The 16,727-nt window shown below is 74.0% G+C and carries 15 protein-coding genes and 1 tRNA gene; 10 read left to right on the top strand and 6 right to left on the bottom strand.

Translation table 11 applies throughout. The annotated features are described in order from the left end of the window. Positions 1-109: 109 nt before the first annotated feature. Positions 110-556 (top strand): MarR family winged helix-turn-helix transcriptional regulator, encoded by a 447-nt coding sequence (locus OO48_RS40650; RefSeq protein WP_033215349.1) that lies wholly within the window; start codon positions 110-112, stop codon positions 554-556. A gap of 19 nt (positions 557-575) precedes the next feature. Here the strand turns inward: OO48_RS40650 and OO48_RS38215 are convergent, their stop codons facing one another. After that, positions 576-1,628 carry a hypothetical protein gene (locus OO48_RS38215; RefSeq protein ID WP_033215347.1) on the bottom strand — a complete coding sequence of 351 codons (1,053 nt, stop codon included), beginning with the start codon at positions 1,626-1,628 and terminating at the stop codon, positions 576-578. Between the two features lie 341 nt (positions 1,629-1,969). Between OO48_RS38215 and OO48_RS12775 the strand changes: the two genes are divergently transcribed. Then, the gene (locus OO48_RS12775; protein WP_033215345.1) at positions 1,970-2,149 is read left to right on the top strand and encodes a hypothetical protein; all 180 of its coding nucleotides are present in this window, start codon (positions 1,970-1,972) and stop codon (positions 2,147-2,149) included. An 82-nt stretch (positions 2,150-2,231) separates the two neighbouring features. On the opposite strand, the gene OO48_RS12770 is transcribed toward OO48_RS12775, so the two are convergent. Further along, a tRNA-Arg gene (locus tag OO48_RS12770) sits at positions 2,232-2,304 on the bottom strand. Positions 2,305-2,484: 180 nt separating this feature from the next. Between OO48_RS12770 and OO48_RS12765 the strand changes: the two genes are divergently transcribed. After that, a complete protein-coding gene (locus OO48_RS12765; protein ID WP_033215343.1) occupies positions 2,485-3,246 on the top strand; it encodes a polyprenol monophosphomannose synthase in 762 nt (253 codons plus the stop codon). Between the two features lie 74 nt (positions 3,247-3,320). After that, on the top strand, positions 3,321-4,229 hold the full coding sequence (locus OO48_RS12760) for a YhjD/YihY/BrkB family envelope integrity protein (protein ID WP_051732065.1): 909 nt from the start codon (positions 3,321-3,323) through the stop codon (positions 4,227-4,229). Positions 4,230-4,313: 84 nt separating this feature from the next. On the opposite strand, the gene OO48_RS35095 is transcribed toward OO48_RS12760, so the two are convergent. Next, positions 4,314-6,545 carry a hypothetical protein gene (locus OO48_RS35095; protein WP_051732064.1) on the bottom strand — a complete coding sequence of 744 codons (2,232 nt, stop codon included), beginning with the start codon at positions 6,543-6,545 and terminating at the stop codon, positions 4,314-4,316. A 300-nt stretch (positions 6,546-6,845) separates the two neighbouring features. Here OO48_RS35095 and OO48_RS12750 point away from each other — a divergent pair, with 300 nt between their 5' ends. The 3 genes from OO48_RS12750 to OO48_RS12740 all read left to right on the top strand — a co-directional run bounded on the left by OO48_RS12750 (position 6,846) and on the right by OO48_RS12740 (position 8,990). Continuing rightward, entirely contained in the window at positions 6,846-7,571 is a 726-nt protein-coding gene (locus OO48_RS12750) for a GOLPH3/VPS74 family protein (protein ID WP_033215339.1), read from the top strand. A 358-nt stretch (positions 7,572-7,929) separates the two neighbouring features. Then, positions 7,930-8,787 (top strand): helix-turn-helix domain-containing protein, encoded by an 858-nt coding sequence (locus OO48_RS12745; RefSeq protein WP_033215337.1) that lies wholly within the window; start codon positions 7,930-7,932, stop codon positions 8,785-8,787. Continuing rightward, positions 8,784-8,990: a DUF397 domain-containing protein gene (locus OO48_RS12740; RefSeq protein WP_033215335.1), complete on the top strand. Its 207-nt coding sequence runs from the start codon at positions 8,784-8,786 to the stop codon at positions 8,988-8,990. The genes OO48_RS12745 and OO48_RS12740 overlap by 4 nt, the downstream gene beginning before the upstream one ends. 126 nt (positions 8,991-9,116) lie before the next feature. On the opposite strand, the gene OO48_RS12735 is transcribed toward OO48_RS12740, so the two are convergent. Then, positions 9,117-10,214 carry an ADP-ribosylglycohydrolase family protein gene (locus OO48_RS12735; RefSeq protein ID WP_033215333.1) on the bottom strand — a complete coding sequence of 366 codons (1,098 nt, stop codon included), beginning with the start codon at positions 10,212-10,214 and terminating at the stop codon, positions 9,117-9,119. 290 nt (positions 10,215-10,504) lie between these two features. On the opposite strand from OO48_RS12735, the gene OO48_RS12730 reads away from it, so the two are divergent. Next, the gene (locus OO48_RS12730; RefSeq protein WP_245194616.1) at positions 10,505-10,753 is read left to right on the top strand and encodes a tyrosine-protein phosphatase; all 249 of its coding nucleotides are present in this window, start codon (positions 10,505-10,507) and stop codon (positions 10,751-10,753) included. 5 nt (positions 10,754-10,758) lie between these two features. On the opposite strand, the gene OO48_RS12725 is transcribed toward OO48_RS12730, so the two are convergent. Further along, entirely contained in the window at positions 10,759-13,368 is a 2,610-nt protein-coding gene (locus tag OO48_RS12725; protein WP_081952078.1) for a bifunctional FO biosynthesis protein CofGH, read from the bottom strand. A 184-nt stretch (positions 13,369-13,552) separates the two neighbouring features. On the opposite strand from OO48_RS12725, the gene OO48_RS12720 reads away from it, so the two are divergent. Next, positions 13,553-14,773 carry a LolA family protein gene (locus OO48_RS12720; protein WP_245194614.1) on the top strand — a complete coding sequence of 407 codons (1,221 nt, stop codon included), beginning with the start codon at positions 13,553-13,555 and terminating at the stop codon, positions 14,771-14,773. A gap of 112 nt (positions 14,774-14,885) precedes the next feature. Here the strand turns inward: OO48_RS12720 and OO48_RS12715 are convergent, their stop codons facing one another. Then, entirely contained in the window at positions 14,886-15,215 is a 330-nt protein-coding gene (locus OO48_RS12715) for a hypothetical protein (protein WP_157845434.1), read from the bottom strand. 223 nt (positions 15,216-15,438) lie between these two features. On the opposite strand from OO48_RS12715, the gene OO48_RS12710 reads away from it, so the two are divergent. After that, positions 15,439-16,689, top strand: a complete 1,251-nt coding sequence (locus OO48_RS12710) for an ABC transporter substrate-binding protein (RefSeq protein WP_051732061.1) — start codon at positions 15,439-15,441, stop codon at positions 16,687-16,689. The last annotated feature ends 38 nt before the right edge of the window (positions 16,690-16,727 follow it).

Raw genomic sequence — 16,727 nt, 5'->3', positions numbered from 1 at the left:
GGTGCGGGGTGGTGCGGGTCGGCGTGCGAGGATGGATTCCCAGGAATGCATCTACCGATCTGAACCATATTCCAAGGAACATGATTCCCAGGAATCCATTGGAGCCGATGTGAGCCACGCCACCCCCGCCTTCCTCGACCTGGTCCGCGTCGAGACCCGGCTCTACAACGCGGTGAACGCCCGCCTGCGCGCCGAACAGGGCCTGGGGCTGGGGCAGTTCGAGTTCCTGGAGATCATCGACCGGGTGCCGGGCTGCCGCGTGCTCGACATCGTCGGCGAAGTGGCGATCACCGTGGGGGCCGTCAGCAAGGCGGTCGACCGGCTGGTGGCCGCAGGCTGGTGCGAGCGGGTCGCGCACCCCCAGGACCGCCGCTCGTCCATCCTCCGCCTCACGCCCGAGGGCGAGGAGCGGTTGGCCGCCGCCCGCCCCGTCGTCGAGGACGGGCTCGCCGCACTGACCGCCACGGTCCCTCCCGAGGACCTGGCCCGCACCGCCTCGACCCTGGCCGCCCTCCGCACCGGCCTGGAGGCGGGCTCCCACGGCCAGGCGGGGTGACACGACCCCGCCCGGGGGCCTAACCGAGGGCCCGGCCGGCCGCGCCGGGCAGGCAGTGGCCGATCGGCAGCGCGTCCCGCGCGGCACGCATCGCCGCCCTGGCCCGCTGCGCCCCGACCCGGACGACGCCCGCGCCGCCGCCGACCGCGACGGGCTTGGGCGCCAACCCGGCGCAGGGCCCGCAGATGCCCGGACGCGGCACCGGGTCATGGCACTTGGCGCACTCGGCGTAACGGGTCCTCGGCCCGGACCGCCCGGGCGGTGCCACCCGGGCGGACTCCGGCAGCGCGCCCGGCTCGGGCGGCATCTTGTGCGTCAACCGGTAGCGCAGCACGCCCCCCGCCGAGTGGATCGGCACCGGCAGGGCCGGCAGCAGGGCCCGCGCCAGGTCCTCCTCCGTGCTGCCGCGCCGCTGCCACTCCGCCACCAGCGGGGCCAGCGCCAGCGCCTCCTTCTCGCCGACCCGCAGCCGGGGTTCCGGCCGGATCACCCGGTACAGCAGACTCACCGCCGCCCGGGTCTCCTCGTCCACCACCCGCGCCTCGACGGCCGGTTCAGCCTCGGGCTCGGGCTCAGGCTCGGGCTCCGGCTCCGGTTCGGGCTCCGGTTCGGGCTCCGGTTCGGGCTGCGACTGCGGCTGCGACTGCGGCTCGGGCTCCTCCTGGAGGCCGCCCTCCGCCTCCCGCTCCGGCGCCGGTTCGGCGCCCGGGAGGGAGGGTTTTCCCTCCCTGCTTTTCCATAGGGCGTCAGGTCGGCCGGGTCCGCGTTCACCGGGGCCCGGTGGAACGGGATCCGGCGCGACGTGCTGCGGAGTGTCGAAGAGGTGGGACTGACTGATGATCCGTCCGTCCGGGAGCCGGAAGGTGACCACCCAGTAGAACCCGGCGGCCTTCAGCTCGCGCAGCATGCTGGCGATGCCCGCCCGCCCGTCCGGGCCGTTGTCGGCGAGCTGCCGGCCGTCCTGGTCGCAGCCGGTGGGGCTGGTGAGGATCTGGACGGCGAGCCCGTACGCGCCCTTGGTGAGCCCGGAACGCTCGGGCCGGAGCATCGGGAAGGGGTCGAATCCGCGCATGCGCGCGCTACGATGAATGTGCATCGGGAGCTCTTTACTCCTAGTGCCTGACCCCGGGGTGTTGGTAGCACCGCCGGGGTCCACTTTTCGGTGGTCTGAGCACGGAACGTAACACACTCCTCACCCCGCGCCCCAACGCGTGCAGACAAGGTCCTTGCTGCATCAACGGCGATCCGGAACCGGTCAGTTGACGGCCCGCCACCGATCGGAAACGTTCACCCGCCGTAACCGACCCCATCAGCTTCACCGTCGAAACCGGCCTCCTCGACGACCTCGACACCGACGCCCTGCGCACCGCCGTCGCCAAGACCCGCTACACCGGCACCGGCCGCCGCTGCACCGTGGACCCCACCCCGCGCGAACTCGTCGCCACCGTCCACGTCCTCCCCCTGGAGTACCTGTACCGGGACGCCTCCGGCTTCCACGGCCTGGTCCGCAACGTGAAGCACCTGCGGAACGAAGAACTCCTCACCGCCGTCCGCGCCTGGACGGAACACCGGACCGCCCCCACCGGCCCGTGAACCCCCGACGCCCCCTCGCCCGCGAACGCCGCAGGCCCCCACCCGAGTTCGGGCGGGGGCCTGCGCGTCGTGGTCGCACTCGTGCCCCAGGCAGGATTCGAACCTGCGACACCGGCTTTAGGAGAGCCGTGCTCTATCCCCTGAGCTACTGAGGCGAGCAACAGGTGCGACCGCCCCACAGCCTAGCGGATCGGCCCCACCCGGTGACCCGCCCTTCCCCGGGGCCGTCGAACTGCCGAGCGGGTGGCCGGAAGGAACCCTTCCGGTGGCCTACCGTGGAAATCGCGCGCACCCGTGCGTCGCCCCGGTCAGCCGCTCCCGAAAGGCACCCAGCTGTGAGTTCCTCCCCGGAGACCCCGTTCGCCGGTCTCGGCAAGATCCTGGTGATCATCCCGACCTACAACGAGGCCGAGAACGTCGAACGGATCGTGTCCCGAGTCCGCGCCGCCGTCCCCGAGGCGCACGTCCTGGTCGCGGACGACAACAGCCCGGACGGCACCGGGAAGCTCGCCGACGCCCTCGCCGCCGACGACGACCACGTGAAGGTGATGCACCGCAAGGGCAAGGAGGGCCTCGGCGCGGCCTACCTGGCCGGGTTCCGCTGGGGCATCGACGGCGGTTACGACGTGCTGGTCGAGATGGACGCGGACGGCTCGCACCAGCCGGAGGAGCTGCCCCGGCTGCTGACCGCGCTGCGCGGCGCGGACCTGGTGCTGGGCTCGCGCTGGGTGCCCGGCGGGGCGGTGGTGAACTGGCCGAAGTCGCGGCTGCTGCTGTCCAAGGGCGGCTCCACGTACTCCCGGCTGATGCTGGACGTGCCGATCCGGGACGTCACCGGCGGCTACCGGGCGTTCCGCAAGGAGACGCTGCTCGGCCTCGGCATGGACCAGGTCGCCTCGCAGGGCTACTGCTTCCAGGTCGACCTGGCCTGGCGCGCGGTGAAGGCCGGTTTCAAGGTCGCCGAGGTGCCGATCACCTTCGTGGAGCGCGAGCACGGCGCGTCGAAGATGAGCCGCAGCATCGTGGTCGAGGCGCTGTGGCGGGTCACCGCCTGGGGCGTCGGCGACCGGGTCGCGAGGCTCACCCGGAAGAAGTAGACGGCGGGCTCCGCCGCCGCGGGCCGGGTCACGATGGAGTTCCCCGGCCCGGCGGCGCTTGCGGAGGTTTCGGCGTGACAGAGTCACTGCGACGAGCGGAGCAGGACCCGGCACCGGGCCCCGGCCGGTGGGAGTCCGCGAAGCAGCGGGCGGCCCGCCTCACCGAGTCCGCCATGGGCGCCCCCGAGCGGATCCCGCTGGTCGGCCGGGCCGTCAGCAACCTGATCCGGGTCAACCTGCTGGACAACGCGACCCGGCTGGCCGCGCAGGCGTTCCTGTCCGCGCTGCCGGCCCTGTTCGTGGTCGCGGTGTTCGCCCCCGCCACGCTCAAGAAGAGCGTCACCGGCTCGCTGCGCGAACAGCTCGGCCTCCAGGGCCCCGCCCAGCAGCAGGTCCAGCAGCTGATGAACACCCACGTCGACGGCACCACCCAGAGCATCGGGGTGGTCGGCGCGCTGGTCACCCTGGCGTCCGCGACCGCGCTCAGCCGGGCCCTCCAGCGGGTCTGCGAGCGGGCCTGGGAGGTGCCGAAGAACAGCGTCCGGGTGGTGCTGTGGCGCTGGGTGGTGTGGCTGCTGGGCTGGATGGTGTTCCTGGTCGTCCAGGTCCCGATGCGCAAGGGCTTCGGCGCCGGCCTGTGGCTGGGCGTCCCGCTGACCTTCCTGGTCTCCACCGGCGTGTGGTGGTGGACCCAGCACCTGCTGCTCGGCGGCCGGATCCGCTGGTACCCGCTGCTGCCCGGCGCCCTGCTGGGCGGCGTCGCCGAGGTCGGCCTCGGCATCGCTTCCAAGGTCTACCTGCCGCACGCGATGACCACCTCGATCGACAGGTTCGGCCCGTACGGGGTGGTGTTCACCGCGCTGTCCTGGCTGATCGCGATGTTCGCGTCCGTCACCCTGGCACTGGTCCTCGGACGGGTGATCTCCGAGGAGCCCGCCGTGGCCCGCCGCCTCGGCACCCGCGACGAACCCGGCCGCTGGTGACCGCGCCGCCGACAGCCGGGCCCCAACCGCCGACGGCCCCGGCCCCCACCGCGGGGGCCGGGGCCGTCGGGCCGTGCCGGTGCCTCAGCCGAGGCGCAGCAGGCGGGAGGTGATGGACGCCGGGGCCAGGTCGGACCGCAGCGTCACCGGAACCTCGACGCGGCCCTCGCCCTCGCCCGCCGAGAGCGTGCCGACCTGGGTGCCGGCCGCCAGCGTGTGGGCGATCTTCCCGACCGGGGCCAGGGTGACGTGCGCGGTGACGCCGTTCCAGCCCGCGACGGTCAGGTCCTTGGCCGCGACCAGCGGCACCTTGCCGCCCACCCCGTCGTCCACGTAGCCGACCACGTCGCCCTGCTTGGCCAGGGTCTGCCCGGCCAGCGCGGTCTGCGCGGCCACGTTGATCCGGTGGCTCGGCGGCTGGGCGGCCTTCGTCAGGTCCATCTCCTCCTTGGTCTGCGGCTGGCCCAGCGTCACGCCCAGGACCATCCGCGGCACCCCGTCGATCTCCTTGACCGCCGCCCACATCAGGCAGGACTGCGCGGCCGTGGACGAGCCGGTCTTCACGCCGATGTTGCCGTTCTTCCCGAGCAGCGCGTTGGTGTTGTAGATCCGCTGCCCGTTGAACCGGGTGTCCGGCTCGGCGACGATCTGCCGGAAGATCTCCGACTGCATGACCTTCTCGGCCAGCTTCAGCTGGTCCTTCGCGGTCGACTTGGTGTCGTTGTTGTACCCGGCCGGGTCCGCGTAGGTGGTGTTGGTCATGCCGAGCTGCGCGGCGGTGGAGTTCATCTTCTTCACGAACTCCTCCTCACTGCCCGCGTCCCAACGGGCCAGCAGCCGGGCCACGTTGTTGGCCGACGGCAGCATCAGCATCTCCAGCGCCTCGTACTCGGTGAGCTGCTGCCCCTCGGTCAGCGCCACCCGCGACTCGTCGCCGTTGGTGGACTCCTGGGCGGCCTGCTTGTCGACCGTGATCGCCGGGCCGCTCTCCCCCTTCTTCAGGGGGTGCGCCTGCAGGATCAGGTACGCGTTCATCACCTTGGTGACGGACGCGATCGACACCGGCTTCTCCTCCCCCGAGGAGCCCAGGCTGCCCACGCCCACCACCTCGGCCGCGGCCTGCCCCCGGGTCGGCCACGGGATGTTCGGCTGCTCGCCGGCGAAGGTGAACGAGTCCGTCAGCGAGAGCTTCGCCTTCGGCGCCGGCAGCGGGCGCAGCAACTGCACCGCGACCACCACGCCCAGCACGAAGGCCACGAAGACGCCCCAGATGGTGACCCGCTTCAACGCCCGGCGCAACGGCGAGACCGGACGGGCGCTCAGCGCCTTGAGCGCCTCCAGCGCCTCGATGGTGCTCTCCGGCCCCCGCGGCGGCGCGACGGGCGCGGGCGCGGGGGCGGGGGCGGGGGCGGGGGCCACGAGAGCGGCCGGGGCCGGGGCGGGCGCGGGCTTGGGCGCGAGCGGCAGCGACTTGGTCCTGGCCGGAGCGGGGACGGGCTCGGTCCTGGCGTCGGACTTCGGCTCGGGCTCGGACTCGGCGTCGGCCTCCGCGTCCTCCTTGGGCAGCCGCAGCATCACGGTCGGCTCGGGGCGGCCCTTCTCGACCCGCAGCGTCATGGTCGGCTCGGGCTTCGCGGCCGGCTCGGGCTTGGACTCGACCTCCTCGCCCTTGCCCTTGGCCTCGGCCTTGCCCTCGGACTTGGCCAGGTCGGACATCCGCAACGTCATGGTCGGCTGCGGCTTGGCGACGGGTCCGTCCGCCTTCCCCGCGTCGTCCCCCGCCTCCGGCTCGGCCTCAACCTTGTCCTCGGCCTTGGCCTCGGCCTCGGCCAGGTCGGACATCCGCAACATCATGGTCGGCTGCGGTCCCGCCGGGACTTCCGCCTTCTCCGGCTCCTCTTCCGCATCCGCTTCCTCTGCGTCCTCGGCCGTCGTCTCCGGCAGGTCCGACAGGCGGAGCGTCATGGTCGGCTGCGGTCCCGTCGGCGCGGCCGGGGCGGCCGGTGCCTCCGACTCCTCGGGCGCCTCCGCGTCCTCCGTCTCCGCGTCCTCCGACTCCGGCTCCTCGGCCGACGGCGTCTCGGATTCCGGAGTGTCCTCGTCTTGCGGAGTGGGACGGGGAGCGGTGAGAGCGGCGCTGGACTCGGGGAGGTCGGCGGGGAGGCGGAGGTTCGTGGTGCGGTTGTCCGTATCGCGGACGCGCAGGTGGACGGTGCCGTTGCCCTCGGCGCCCGCTCCGGATTCGCGCGGGGTCTCCTCGGTCTCGGCCGACCGCGTCTCGCCGTCGCGCGGTTCGCTCTTCGGGGACTCGCCCACGTAACCCACTCCTCCTCGTCCGCCCGGCACCGCCGGTCCGATCACACAAGCTGGTTTTTTTCGGGCGGGTTCTCGACCCGGCCCGGCACCTGTACAGTCTCCGGCACCAAGCCCGCAAGGGCCCGTCGCACCCCGCCCGACCGGCGGTTTTTCCTGCCCGTACGGGCCGTTGCCCGGTCAGACGCGGAGCTGTCGGACGACGGTTCCAGCCTGCCCTGGCAAGGTCACGATTCGGAGGCGTACTCGACAAGCCTGTGTGAGAGGCGTCACCCTGTCATTCATCCACGCGGGGAGGCTTGGATGGGCAGAGGCCGTCGAACCATTCCTGAGGAGCTCTTGTTGCTCGCGCTGGACCCGGCCACGGGTACCACCGCGCAGCCGCAGACCCTCGACCTCGGACTTGCCGGGGCGCAGCTCGTCGAGCTGTCCTTGGCCGGAAGGATAGTCCCGGACGGGGACCGGATCGCCGTGGTGGTGCCACGGCCGACCGGTGATCCGACCCTTGACCACGCATTGGAACTACTGCGCCGGCGCGGCAGCCCGGTGCGCGCCGCGCACTGGATCGGCGGCCCGCGGCTGGGCCTGCGGCAGACGTACCTGGCGCACCTGGAGCGGTGCGGCATGGTGACGGCGGTGGCCGGCCAGGTCTGCGGGGTGCTGCCGACGACGCGCTACCAGGCGTCGGACGACTGCACCAACGCGGCGATCAAGCAGCGGCTGGACACGGCGATCCGCACCGGCGTGCCACCGGACCCCCGGACGGCGGCGCTGGCGGCGCTGGCGCACGCGGTCGGCCTGGGCAAGCACCTGTACCCGGGCAACGAGGGGCGGTCCTCGCGCTCCCGGCTGCGGGACCTGATCAGGTACGACCCGCTGGGCGGCATGGTGGCCCACGCGGTGATGGACGTGCAGAACGGTCTGCCCGCCCAGCAGCAGGGCAGGTCGGCGCCCGCGGGTTCGCGCGGTCCGGCCGGCCGTCCCGCCGCCGCGGGACGCAGTGTGGCCAGTCGAGTGGGCGCGCGATGAGCGGCGCACGCCGTTAGCGTTCGGCTCGGCAGGAGGGCGGGCGGTCCGGTGCGATGCACCGGACCGCCCGCCCTTCGGCGTTCCCGGAGTCGGGAACGCCGGGAGCCCCGGGAGCACCGGGTGCCGCCGGTGGCCTGACGGGCCGTCAGGTGGCGGCCGACGCGGGGGATCCCCTTTATCGGGTAGGCGTGCCGGGCGCAACCCCGCGGATCCCGATTGAGCTATTTTCAAATGATCTGTTCTACTGCGCTGCCGCGATTCCCAGGCACGGACCGCAGTTGAGGTGGCATGCTGCTCAGCGTCAGGGGGGTTGGTACCAATTACCGCACTGTTGCCAGAAGTACGGCCGGAGGTCGATGTGTCCGCCAGCGTGAATCCGACGGTTCGCCGCCGCAGACTCGGCGCCGAACTGCGGCGTCTGCGCGAGCTCAGGGGGATGACCGCCGAAGAGGTGGCCGGCCGCCTGATGGTCTCCCAGTCCAAGATCAGTCGGCTGGAGAACGGCCGCCGCTCGATCAGCCAGCGCGACGTGCGCGACCTGTGCGACGTCTACGAGGTCGACGACGAGCGGGTGCGCGCCGGGCTGATGGAGATGGCCAAGGAGTCGCGCCAGCGCGGCTGGTGGCACGAGTTCGGGGACATCCCGTACAGCGTGTACATCGGGCTGGAGGCGGAGGCGTCCTCGATCCGGGCGTACGAGTCCTCGTTCGTGCCGGGGCTGCTGCAGACCCGCGAGTACGCGGAGGCCGTGGTGGCCGGCACCCAGCCGGACACCGACCCGACCGCGATCCGCCGCCGGGTGGAGGTCCGCCTGAAGCGGCAGCACCGGATCCACGGCGAGGACCAGTTGGGCAGCCTGTGGGTCGTCATAGACGAGGCCGTGCTGCGCCGCCAGGTGGGCGGGAGGGCCGTGATGGCAGAGCAGTTGCGGCAGCTCGTCGACCTGGGCGAGCGGGCGAACATCAATCTCCAGGTGATCCCGTTCTCGCACGGCGCCCACCCCGGCATGACCGGGACATTCTCCCTGCTGGAGTTCCCGGAGTCGGCGGATTCGACGGTCGTCTACTTCGAAGGAGTGACGAGCGATCTCTACCTGGAGAAGGACGCCGACGTTCGCCGCTATACCAATCTGTACGACCACCTGCGGGCCGCGGCGCTGAGCGTCGCGGAGAGCAGGTCGATGATCGCCGACATCGCAGAGGAGTTCATGAAATGAGCAAGGCCACCGAGAGCCTTACCTGGCGCAAGAGCAGCTACAGCGGGGGAAACGGCGCCTGCGTAGAGATCGCCGTGCCGGGTTCGGCCTCGATCGCCGTCCGGGACTCCAAGGACCCGCAGGGCCCGCGGCTGCGCTTCTCCGACGAGTCCTGGGCCGCGTTCGCGACGGCGGCCGGCGCCGGTCGCTTCGGCGAGGTCTGAGTCTCCGAACGGCTCGAAGGCGCCCGCCCCCGACTGACATGAAGGTGTCCGCGTGGCGGGCGCTTTCACGTCCGGCGGGGGCCGGGCGGGGGCCGAGCGGGGGCGCGGCGGAACGCGGCGGCGCGCTCAGAGCGCGGGGTAGCGGGTGGCCCAGGCTTCGGTGCCGTGCAGTTCGGGGCCGTGCAGCAGTTCCAGCACCAGGTCGTCGGCGAGTTCCAGGACGGTGCCGCGCCCCTCGACCTCGGCCAGCAGGTCCGGCGGGAGGGCGGTCTCGCCGTGCAGGGCGCCCAGCAGGTTGCCGCAGATCGAGCCGGTGGAGTCGCTGTCGCCGGAGTGGTTGACGGCCAGCAGCAGGCCGCTGCGGACGTCCTCGGCGACCAGCGCGCAGTACAGGCCGATGGCGAGCGCCTCCTCGGCGACCCAGCCCTCGCCCAGTTCCTCGACCCGCTCGGGGGACGGCGCCCCGGCCCGCACCGCGTCCAGCGCGGCGCGCAGCGCGGCGGTGGTCTCCTCGTGGCCGGTGCGCTCGGAGAGCAGGGCCAGCGCGAGGTGCACGCCCTCCTCCAGGGTGCCGCCGCGGGCCACCGCGTGGACGATCACCGCGAACGCCCCGGCGGACAGGTAGCCGGTGGGGTGGCCGTGGGTCAGCACCGAGCACTCGACGGCGAGCTGGAAGACCAGCGCCGGGTCCCAGGCGGTGAGCAGCCCGAACGGGGCGGCCCGCATCACGGTGCCGCAGCCCTTGGAGCCCGGGTTGCGCGGCTCCTCCACGGTGGGCAGCGGCCCGTTCTCGGTGCCGGCCAGGCCGGACAGGCAGGCCTGGCCGGGGGCGCGGCGGGCGTACAGCCACTCCTCGCGGCCGAGCCAGCCCAGGTCCTTGCGCCGCTCGTCCGGCCCCCAGTCCTGCTGGGTGGCGTACCAGCGCAGGTAGGCGCGGTGCACGTCGGACGGCGGGTGCCAGGCGCCGCTGTCGCGGTTGATGTGGGAGCGGATCAGGCCGTCGACGGTGAACAGGGTCATCTGGGTGTCGTCGGTGATCGCGCCGCGCCGCCCGTACGCGGGGACGTAGCCGGTCACGCCGGCTCCGCCGTGCGCCTCGCGGATCTGCTCCAGCTGCTCGAACTCGATGCCGCCGCCGAGCGCGTCCCCGATCGCCCCGCCGAGCAGGCAGCCCCGGACCCGGCTGCGGAAGTCCTGCTGCTGGGCTCGTGACCACAGAGGCATCACGGGACGGGACCCTTTCGGTCGGCGGCGCGGTCCACCGCCCGGAGCGGGCGCACGGGCGGTAGACGCACCTTATTCGAAGAACCACGCGAAGAGGCGGCCAGGCCCGAACATCGATTCGTTCGACCGTCCGTCCCGGTGACGACATCCGCAGGTCACCGGGCCAGTGACCGGTGTGCCTGCGGTCGACGTGATGGTCACCGGCGAGCGCACCATGGTCTCCTCCGACAGCGCCCGCTCCGCGTACGGCGAGCTGCTGGGGCGCGGCCGCGCTGCTCACCGCGCTCGGCGTGCCGCAGGAGACCGTGCGGGCCGACTACCTGGCCTCCAACACCTACCGGGCACAGGCCGGCGCGGCCGCCCTGGCCCGGCTGCCGGCCGCCTACCGGGCGGTCTACCAGCCGCTGCTGGACGCCCGCCCCGAGTACCTGGCGGCAGGCTTCGACGAGGTGGAGGTCCGCTACGGCACCTTCGACGCCTGCCTGGAGGGCCTGGGCGTGGACGCGGAGGAGCTGCGCCGGAGCCTGCTGGTCGGCTGACCCGGTCAGTCCAGCACCGGCAGCAGTTGCGGCAGGTGCCCGTCGGAGGCCAGCGCGGCGGCGCGGCGCTCGGCGGGCACCTCGCCGTACAGGGTGGTGCGCTGCCGGGCCGGGCGGCCGGCCAGCGCGGCGATCGCCTCCAGGTCGCGCACCGACTTGTAGGAGCCCCAGGAGGAGCCCGCCATCCGGGAGATGGTCTCCTCCATCAGCGTGCCGCCCAGGTCGTTGGCGCCGCTGCGGAGCATCTCGGCGGCGCCCTCGGCGCCCAGCTTCACCCAGCTGGTCTGGATGTTGGTGATGTGCGGGTGCAGCAGCAGCCGGGCCATCGCCGTCACCGCCCGGTTGTCGCGGGCGGTCGGGCCCGGCCGGGCGATGCCCGCCAGGTAGACCGGCGCGTTGGTGTGCACGAACGGCAGCGTGACGAACTCGGTGAACCCGCCGGTGCGCCGCTGGATCCCGGCGAGCAGCCGCAGGTGGCCCAGCCAGTGCTTCGGGGTGTCGACGTGGCCGTACATCATCGTCGAGGACGAGCGGATGCCCAGCTCGTGGGCGGCGGTGACCACTTCGACCCAGGTCGCGGCGGGCAGCTTGCCCTTGGTGAGCACCCAGCGCACCTCGTCGTCCAGGATCTCCGCCGCCGTGCCGGGGATCGAGTCCAGCCCGGCGTCCTTCGCCCGCAGCAGCCACTCGCGGACCGGCAGGCCGGTGCGGGTGGCCCCGTTGACCACCTCCATCGGGGAGAAGGCGTGCACGTGGATGCCCGGCACCCGCTCCTTCACCGCCCGCGCGATCTCGAAGTACGCGGTGCCCGGCAGGTCCGGGTGGATGCCGCCCTGCATGCACACCTCGGTCGCGCCCACCCGCCAGGCCTGCTCGGCCCGTTCGGCGACCTGCTCCAGCGAGAGGGTGTAGGCGTCGGCGTCGGTGCGGCGCTGCGCGAAGGCGCAGAACCGGCAGCCGGTGTAGCAGACGTTGGTGAAGTTGACGTTCCGGGTGACGCAGTACGTGACGTCCTCGCCGACGGTGTCGCGGCGCAGCTCGTCGGCGATCCGGGTCAGCGCGTCCAGCGCCTCGCCGTCGGCCTGGAAGAGGGCCAGCGCCTGGTCGTCGGTCAGCTTCTCCGGGTCGTCGGCGGCCGTGGACAGCGCGGACCGCAGCTCGGACTCCAGCCGGCGCGGGACGGGCTGCGCGGCCCGCTCGCGCAGCGACTCCCAGTCGCCGTACACGTCGTCGAAGTCGGAGCGCCGGTCGCCGGTGCGGCCCTCGGTGTCGACGGTGCGGAACAGGTCGGTGCGGCCGCCGCCGGTCATCGGCTCGTCCGGCTCCTGCCAGGGCAGGCCGGTCGGCCGGACGCCCTCCACGGCCAGGCCGGTGGCCGGGTCGGCGAGCGCGCGGACGTGCGGGAGCAGGCGCGGGTCCAGCCAGGGTTCGCCGCGCTTGAGGTACTCGGGGTAGATCGTCAGCCGCTCGCGCAGGGCGAACCCGGCGGCGGCGGTGCGTTCGGCCAGCTCTTCGACGTGCGGCCAGGGGCGCTCCGGGTTGACGTGGTCGGGCGTCAGCGGGGAGACGCCGCCCCAGTCGTCGATGCCCGCGCCGATCAGCAGCGCGTACTCGGCGTCCACCAGGTTCGGCGGGGCCTGGATCCGGGCGGCGGGGCCGAGCACCAGCCGGGCCACCGCCACCGCGGCCGCCAGCTCGGACAGTTCGGCGTCCGGCATGGCGCGCATCGCGGTGTCCGGCTTGGCCCGGAAGTTCTGCACGATCACCTCCTGCACGCCCTGGTAGGCGCGGGAGACCCGGCGGATCGCCAGCAGCGACTCGGCCCGCTCCTCGTACGTCTCGCCGATGCCGATCAGCACCCCGGTGGTGAACGGCACCGCGCTGCGCCCGGCGTCCTCCAGCACCCGCAGCCGGACGGCCGGCTCCTTGTCGGGCGAGCCGTGGTGCGGGCCGCCGGGCTCCGACCAGAGGCGGACGGCGGTGGTCTCCAGCATCATGCCCATCGACGGGGCGACCGGCTTGAGCCGCTGGAAGTCCGTCCAGGACAGCACCCCGGGGTTGAGGTGCGGCAGCAGCCCGGTCTCCTCCAGCACCCGCACCGCCATCGCCCGCACGTACGCCAGGGTGTCGTCGTAGCCGTGCGCGTCCAGCCACTCGCGGGCCTCCGGCCAGCGGTCCTCCGGCCGGTCGCCGAGCGTGAACAGGGCCTCCTTACAGCCCAGTTCGGCGCCCTTGCGGGCGATGTCCAGCACCTCGTCCGGCGACAGGTACAGCCCGTGCCCGTCCTTGCGCAGCCTGCCGGGCACGGTGACGAAGGTGCAGTAGTGACAGCGGTCCCGGCACAGCCTGGTCAGCGGGATGAACACCTTGCGCGAGTACGTGATGACCCCCGGGCGGCCCGCCTGCTCCAACCCGGCGTCCCGGACCCGGGCGGCGACCGCGCACAGCCCGGCGAGGTCCTCGCCGCGGGCCTGCAGCAGCACCGCGGCCTCCGCGGCGTCCAGCGCCACGCCGTCCCTGGCCCGGCGCAGCGCGCGCCGCATCGCGGTCGCGGTCGGGGCGGCGGGCGCAGCGGGCGCGGCGGACGGGGACGCGGACGGGGGCTGAGCGCTCATGTTCCCGACCCTACGCGAGAGGTAGCCCTGCGGGACTACACGACCCTGACGGCGTCTCAGGGTCGCAACACCCCGGATACAACGCGAGGCGTACCCGGATCTGCTGCCGCCGGGCGACGCCCGGATCCGCCCGCGGCGGCTCTAATGGACGGTGACAGCGCACAGGCACTCGAAAGGGGCTGCCGTGGAACACGACTCCGCCGCAGAACAGGACATGACGCCGCTCCGGATCGCTCCGCCCTCACCCGCCGGGCCGGCCGGAGGGCCCCGACGGCCCGCGAAGCGGCGCACCGCCGTCCGGGTCGGCGTTCCGGTGGCCGTCGCCGCCGCCGTCGCCACCGGCATCGGGCTGGTGCCCGCGCTCGCCAGCGACGAAGCGCCCGACCTGCCCGCGATCAGCGCCCAGGACCTCGTCGCCAAGGCGCTCGCCGCGGACACCGACACCTTCTCCGGCACCGTCCGGATCAGCGCCGACCTCGGCCTGCCCACCGCGCTCACCGACGCGGTGAGCGGCGCCGGCCCGATCGGCGAGCTCGCCCGCAACGCCGGCGCGCAGGTCGGCGGCGCCGACCCGAAGCTCAAGGCCGTCGAACTGCTCGGCGGCTCGCACACCCTGAGCATCGCCGCCGACGGGCCCGACCGGCAGCGGCTCACCCTGGCCGGCGAGAAGTCCGGCTACGAGCTGGTCCACGACGGCGACCAGCTGTGGGCCTACGACCGCGACTCCCAGCAGGCCCTGCACCTGACCGTCCCCGCGGGCGCCGCCGGGCACGGGCACTCCCCCGAGCCGGGCATCGGCTCCTTCACCCCGCAGGAGGTCGCCAAGCGCTTCCTGGAGCAGTCCGCCGCGACCACCTCCGTCGCCGTCAGCGGCACCGAGCGGGTCGCCGGGCACGACGCGTACCGGCTCAGCGTCAAGCCGAAGCAGTCCGGCTCCACCATCGACGAGATCCGGATCGCGGTCGACGCCGAGAAGGGCGTGCCGCTGGCCGTCCAGGTCCGCACGGTGGACGGCGCGACCGCGCTCGACGTCCGCTTCGGCTCGCTCTCCTACGCCAAGCCCGACGCCGCGACGTTCCGGTTCACCGCCCCCAAGGGCGCCAAGGTCACCGAGGCCCCCGCCGACGCCTTCTCCGCCGACCCGCTGCCCTCCGCCCCGCCCCGGCAGGGCACCCCGGGCACCCCGGGCACCGGGAACGCCACCACCATCGGCGAGGGCTGGACCACCGTCCTGCGCGGCGAGGCCGGTGCCGAGGCCGCGAAGGGCCTGGCCAAGTTCGCCGGCCGCCACGTCGACGGCGGCACCCTGGTCTCCACCCGCGTCGTCAACGCCCTGATCACCGACGACGGCCGCGTCTACCTCGGCGCGGTCACCCCGGAAACGCTGCAGAAGGCGGCCCGGTAGGAGCCTGTTCAGGGGCCCGGGGAAGGGCGGGCGGGAGTCCGCTGACGGTTCGCTGCCGGAGCGCGCACCGGCTTCGGGCCCCGTTCCCCGGGCCCCCGCACGCACCCGCGTCTCAGCGGGCGGCCCGCGTGGAGGCCGCCGCGAGGGCGAGGGCGGGGATGTCGGCCGGGGGTACCAGGAAGAGCGGGGACCAGCCGGCGGTGACCAGGCGGACGCCGGCGGTGAGGCCGTGCAGGCTGGCCCGGTGCGAGCGGCGGATCTCGACCCGGTCGAGGCGGTAGGGCGGGAGGAGGTCGACGGGTTCGCCTCCGGCGGGCTGCCAGCGGATCACCGCCGGTACTCCGGGTGCCCTGGTGATGCTCAGTTCCCCGCGCTGCGACCCGCACGCCTCCCGCCGCACCGCGGGAACACGGCGGAGCAGGGGGCGGGCGAGGTGCACCATCGGAGTTCCTCCCGCGCGCCGGGACAGCTGCGGCCGGGTCGCGCAGCACGGACGTTAGCAGCCCGGGAGTCCGGTTGAGGAGATGCCGAGGAGGCGTTCTTCCCCGGTGCCCGGCCGGGGCCGGGCCTTGACGCGGGCTCGGGCCGGACGGTGGGATGGTGGGCCGCCGCGGACCGTTCGTCCGTTGTCCGCCCGCCCGTCCGTTCGACCCCGCTGGAGTGCCGTGCCGATCCACCGCCGCCGGGTCCTGCTGGGTGCCGTGGCCGCCCTGGGCGCCACCGCGCTGGCCAGGTACGGTTCGGCGGCGGCGAGTTCGGCGAGCGGTCCGGCCGGGCTGCTGGAGGTCGCCACGGGCTGGACGGCGGGTCCGGAGCGGAGCGGGTTGCAGGCCCTGCTGGCCGCGTTGAAGGGCCGGGCCCCGGACGTCACCTTCGTGGCCGGCGACGACTCCGACCCGGCCCGGTCCGATCTCGCCGCCCGGCTCGCCGACGGCCCGCCGCCCGACAGCCTCCGATGTTCCGGCGGCGACGAACTCGCCGAACTGGCACCCCACTTGGAACCCCTGGACGGTCTCGCCGCGGCCCGCGGCTGGACGTCCCCGCTGCCCGGGGCGCTGCTGCCCCGGCTACGGGCCGGCGGGGCCCTGTACGCCGTCCCGGCGGGGGCCAGGCGGACCAACCTGCTGTGGACCAACCCGCAACTGCTGTCGGCCGCCGGCGCCGCCATCCCGCCCCGGGACACCGACGCGCTGCTGGCCCGGCTGCGGCAGGTCGCCGCCACCGGCACCACCCCGCTCGCCGTCGGCGGCCCCGCCGAGGTGCTGCACCTGGCCGAGACGGTCCTGCTCGCCGCGCACGGCCCCGACGCCTTCGCCGCGCTCTGGCGACCCGGCGGGCCCTGGCGCACCGCCGAGGTCACCGGCGCCCTGCGCACCCTGGACGCCCTGCTGGCGTTCGCCGCCCCGCCCGCCCCCGGCGCCGACTGGACCGACGCGGCCCGGCTGCTGGGCACCGGCCGGGCCGGGTACCTGCTGACCGGCGACTGGGCGGACACCTGGCTGCGCGAGGACCTCGGGCTGCGCCCCGGCACCGACTACGGCTGGAGCGCCGCCCCCGGCACCGGGGGCCTGTTCCAGTCCCGGGCCGACGTCTTCGCCCTGCCGCGCGGGGCCCGCAACCGCCCGGCCGCGATCGCCTGGCTCGACGTCTGCGCCGGCCTCGACGGGCAGGTCGCGCTGAACGGCGCCCGCGCCGCCGTCCCCGCCCGCACCGACCTGTCCGACGCCACCCGCACCCTGTTCGGCCCGTACGCCCGCTGGTCGCTGGACGAGTGGCGCACCCGGCGCCCGGTCGACTCGCTCACCCACGGCGGGCTGCTCGCCCCGCGCCGCCGGGCCGCCGCGCTGGCCGCCGCGCGCGACTTCACCGGGCACCGCGACGTCGCCCGGCTGGCCCGCGACCTCGCCGCGCTCTGACCGCCGGCCGGTCCGCCGCTCTGACCGCCGATCGGCCC

This window comes from Kitasatospora phosalacinea (assembly GCF_000716545.1).
GTDB lineage: Bacteria > Actinomycetota > Actinomycetes > Streptomycetales > Streptomycetaceae > Kitasatospora > Kitasatospora phosalacinea.
The sequence above is the reverse complement of the archived record's forward strand: the minus strand, read 5'-3'. Positions and strand labels throughout refer to the sequence as shown.

Bases quoted from the DNA above. Each gene is read 5' to 3' on its own strand.
- OO48_RS38215 (WP_033215347.1), bottom strand. From the start codon at position 1,628: ATGCGCGGATTCGACCCCTTCCCGATGCTCCGGCCCGAGCGTTCCGGG.
- OO48_RS12750 (WP_033215339.1), top strand. From the start codon at position 6,846: ATGGGCAGAGGCCGTCGAACCATTCCTGAGGAGCTCTTGTTGCTCGCG.
- OO48_RS12740 (WP_033215335.1), top strand. From the start codon at position 8,784: ATGAGCAAGGCCACCGAGAGCCTTACCTGGCGCAAGAGCAGCTACAGC.
- OO48_RS12735 (WP_033215333.1), bottom strand. From the start codon at position 10,214: ATGCCTCTGTGGTCACGAGCCCAGCAGCAGGACTTCCGCAGCCGGGTC.
- OO48_RS12725 (WP_081952078.1), bottom strand. From the start codon at position 13,368: ATGAGCGCTCAGCCCCCGTCCGCGTCCCCGTCCGCCGCGCCCGCTGCG.
- OO48_RS12715 (WP_157845434.1), bottom strand. From the start codon at position 15,215: ATGGTGCACCTCGCCCGCCCCCTGCTCCGCCGTGTTCCCGCGGTGCGG.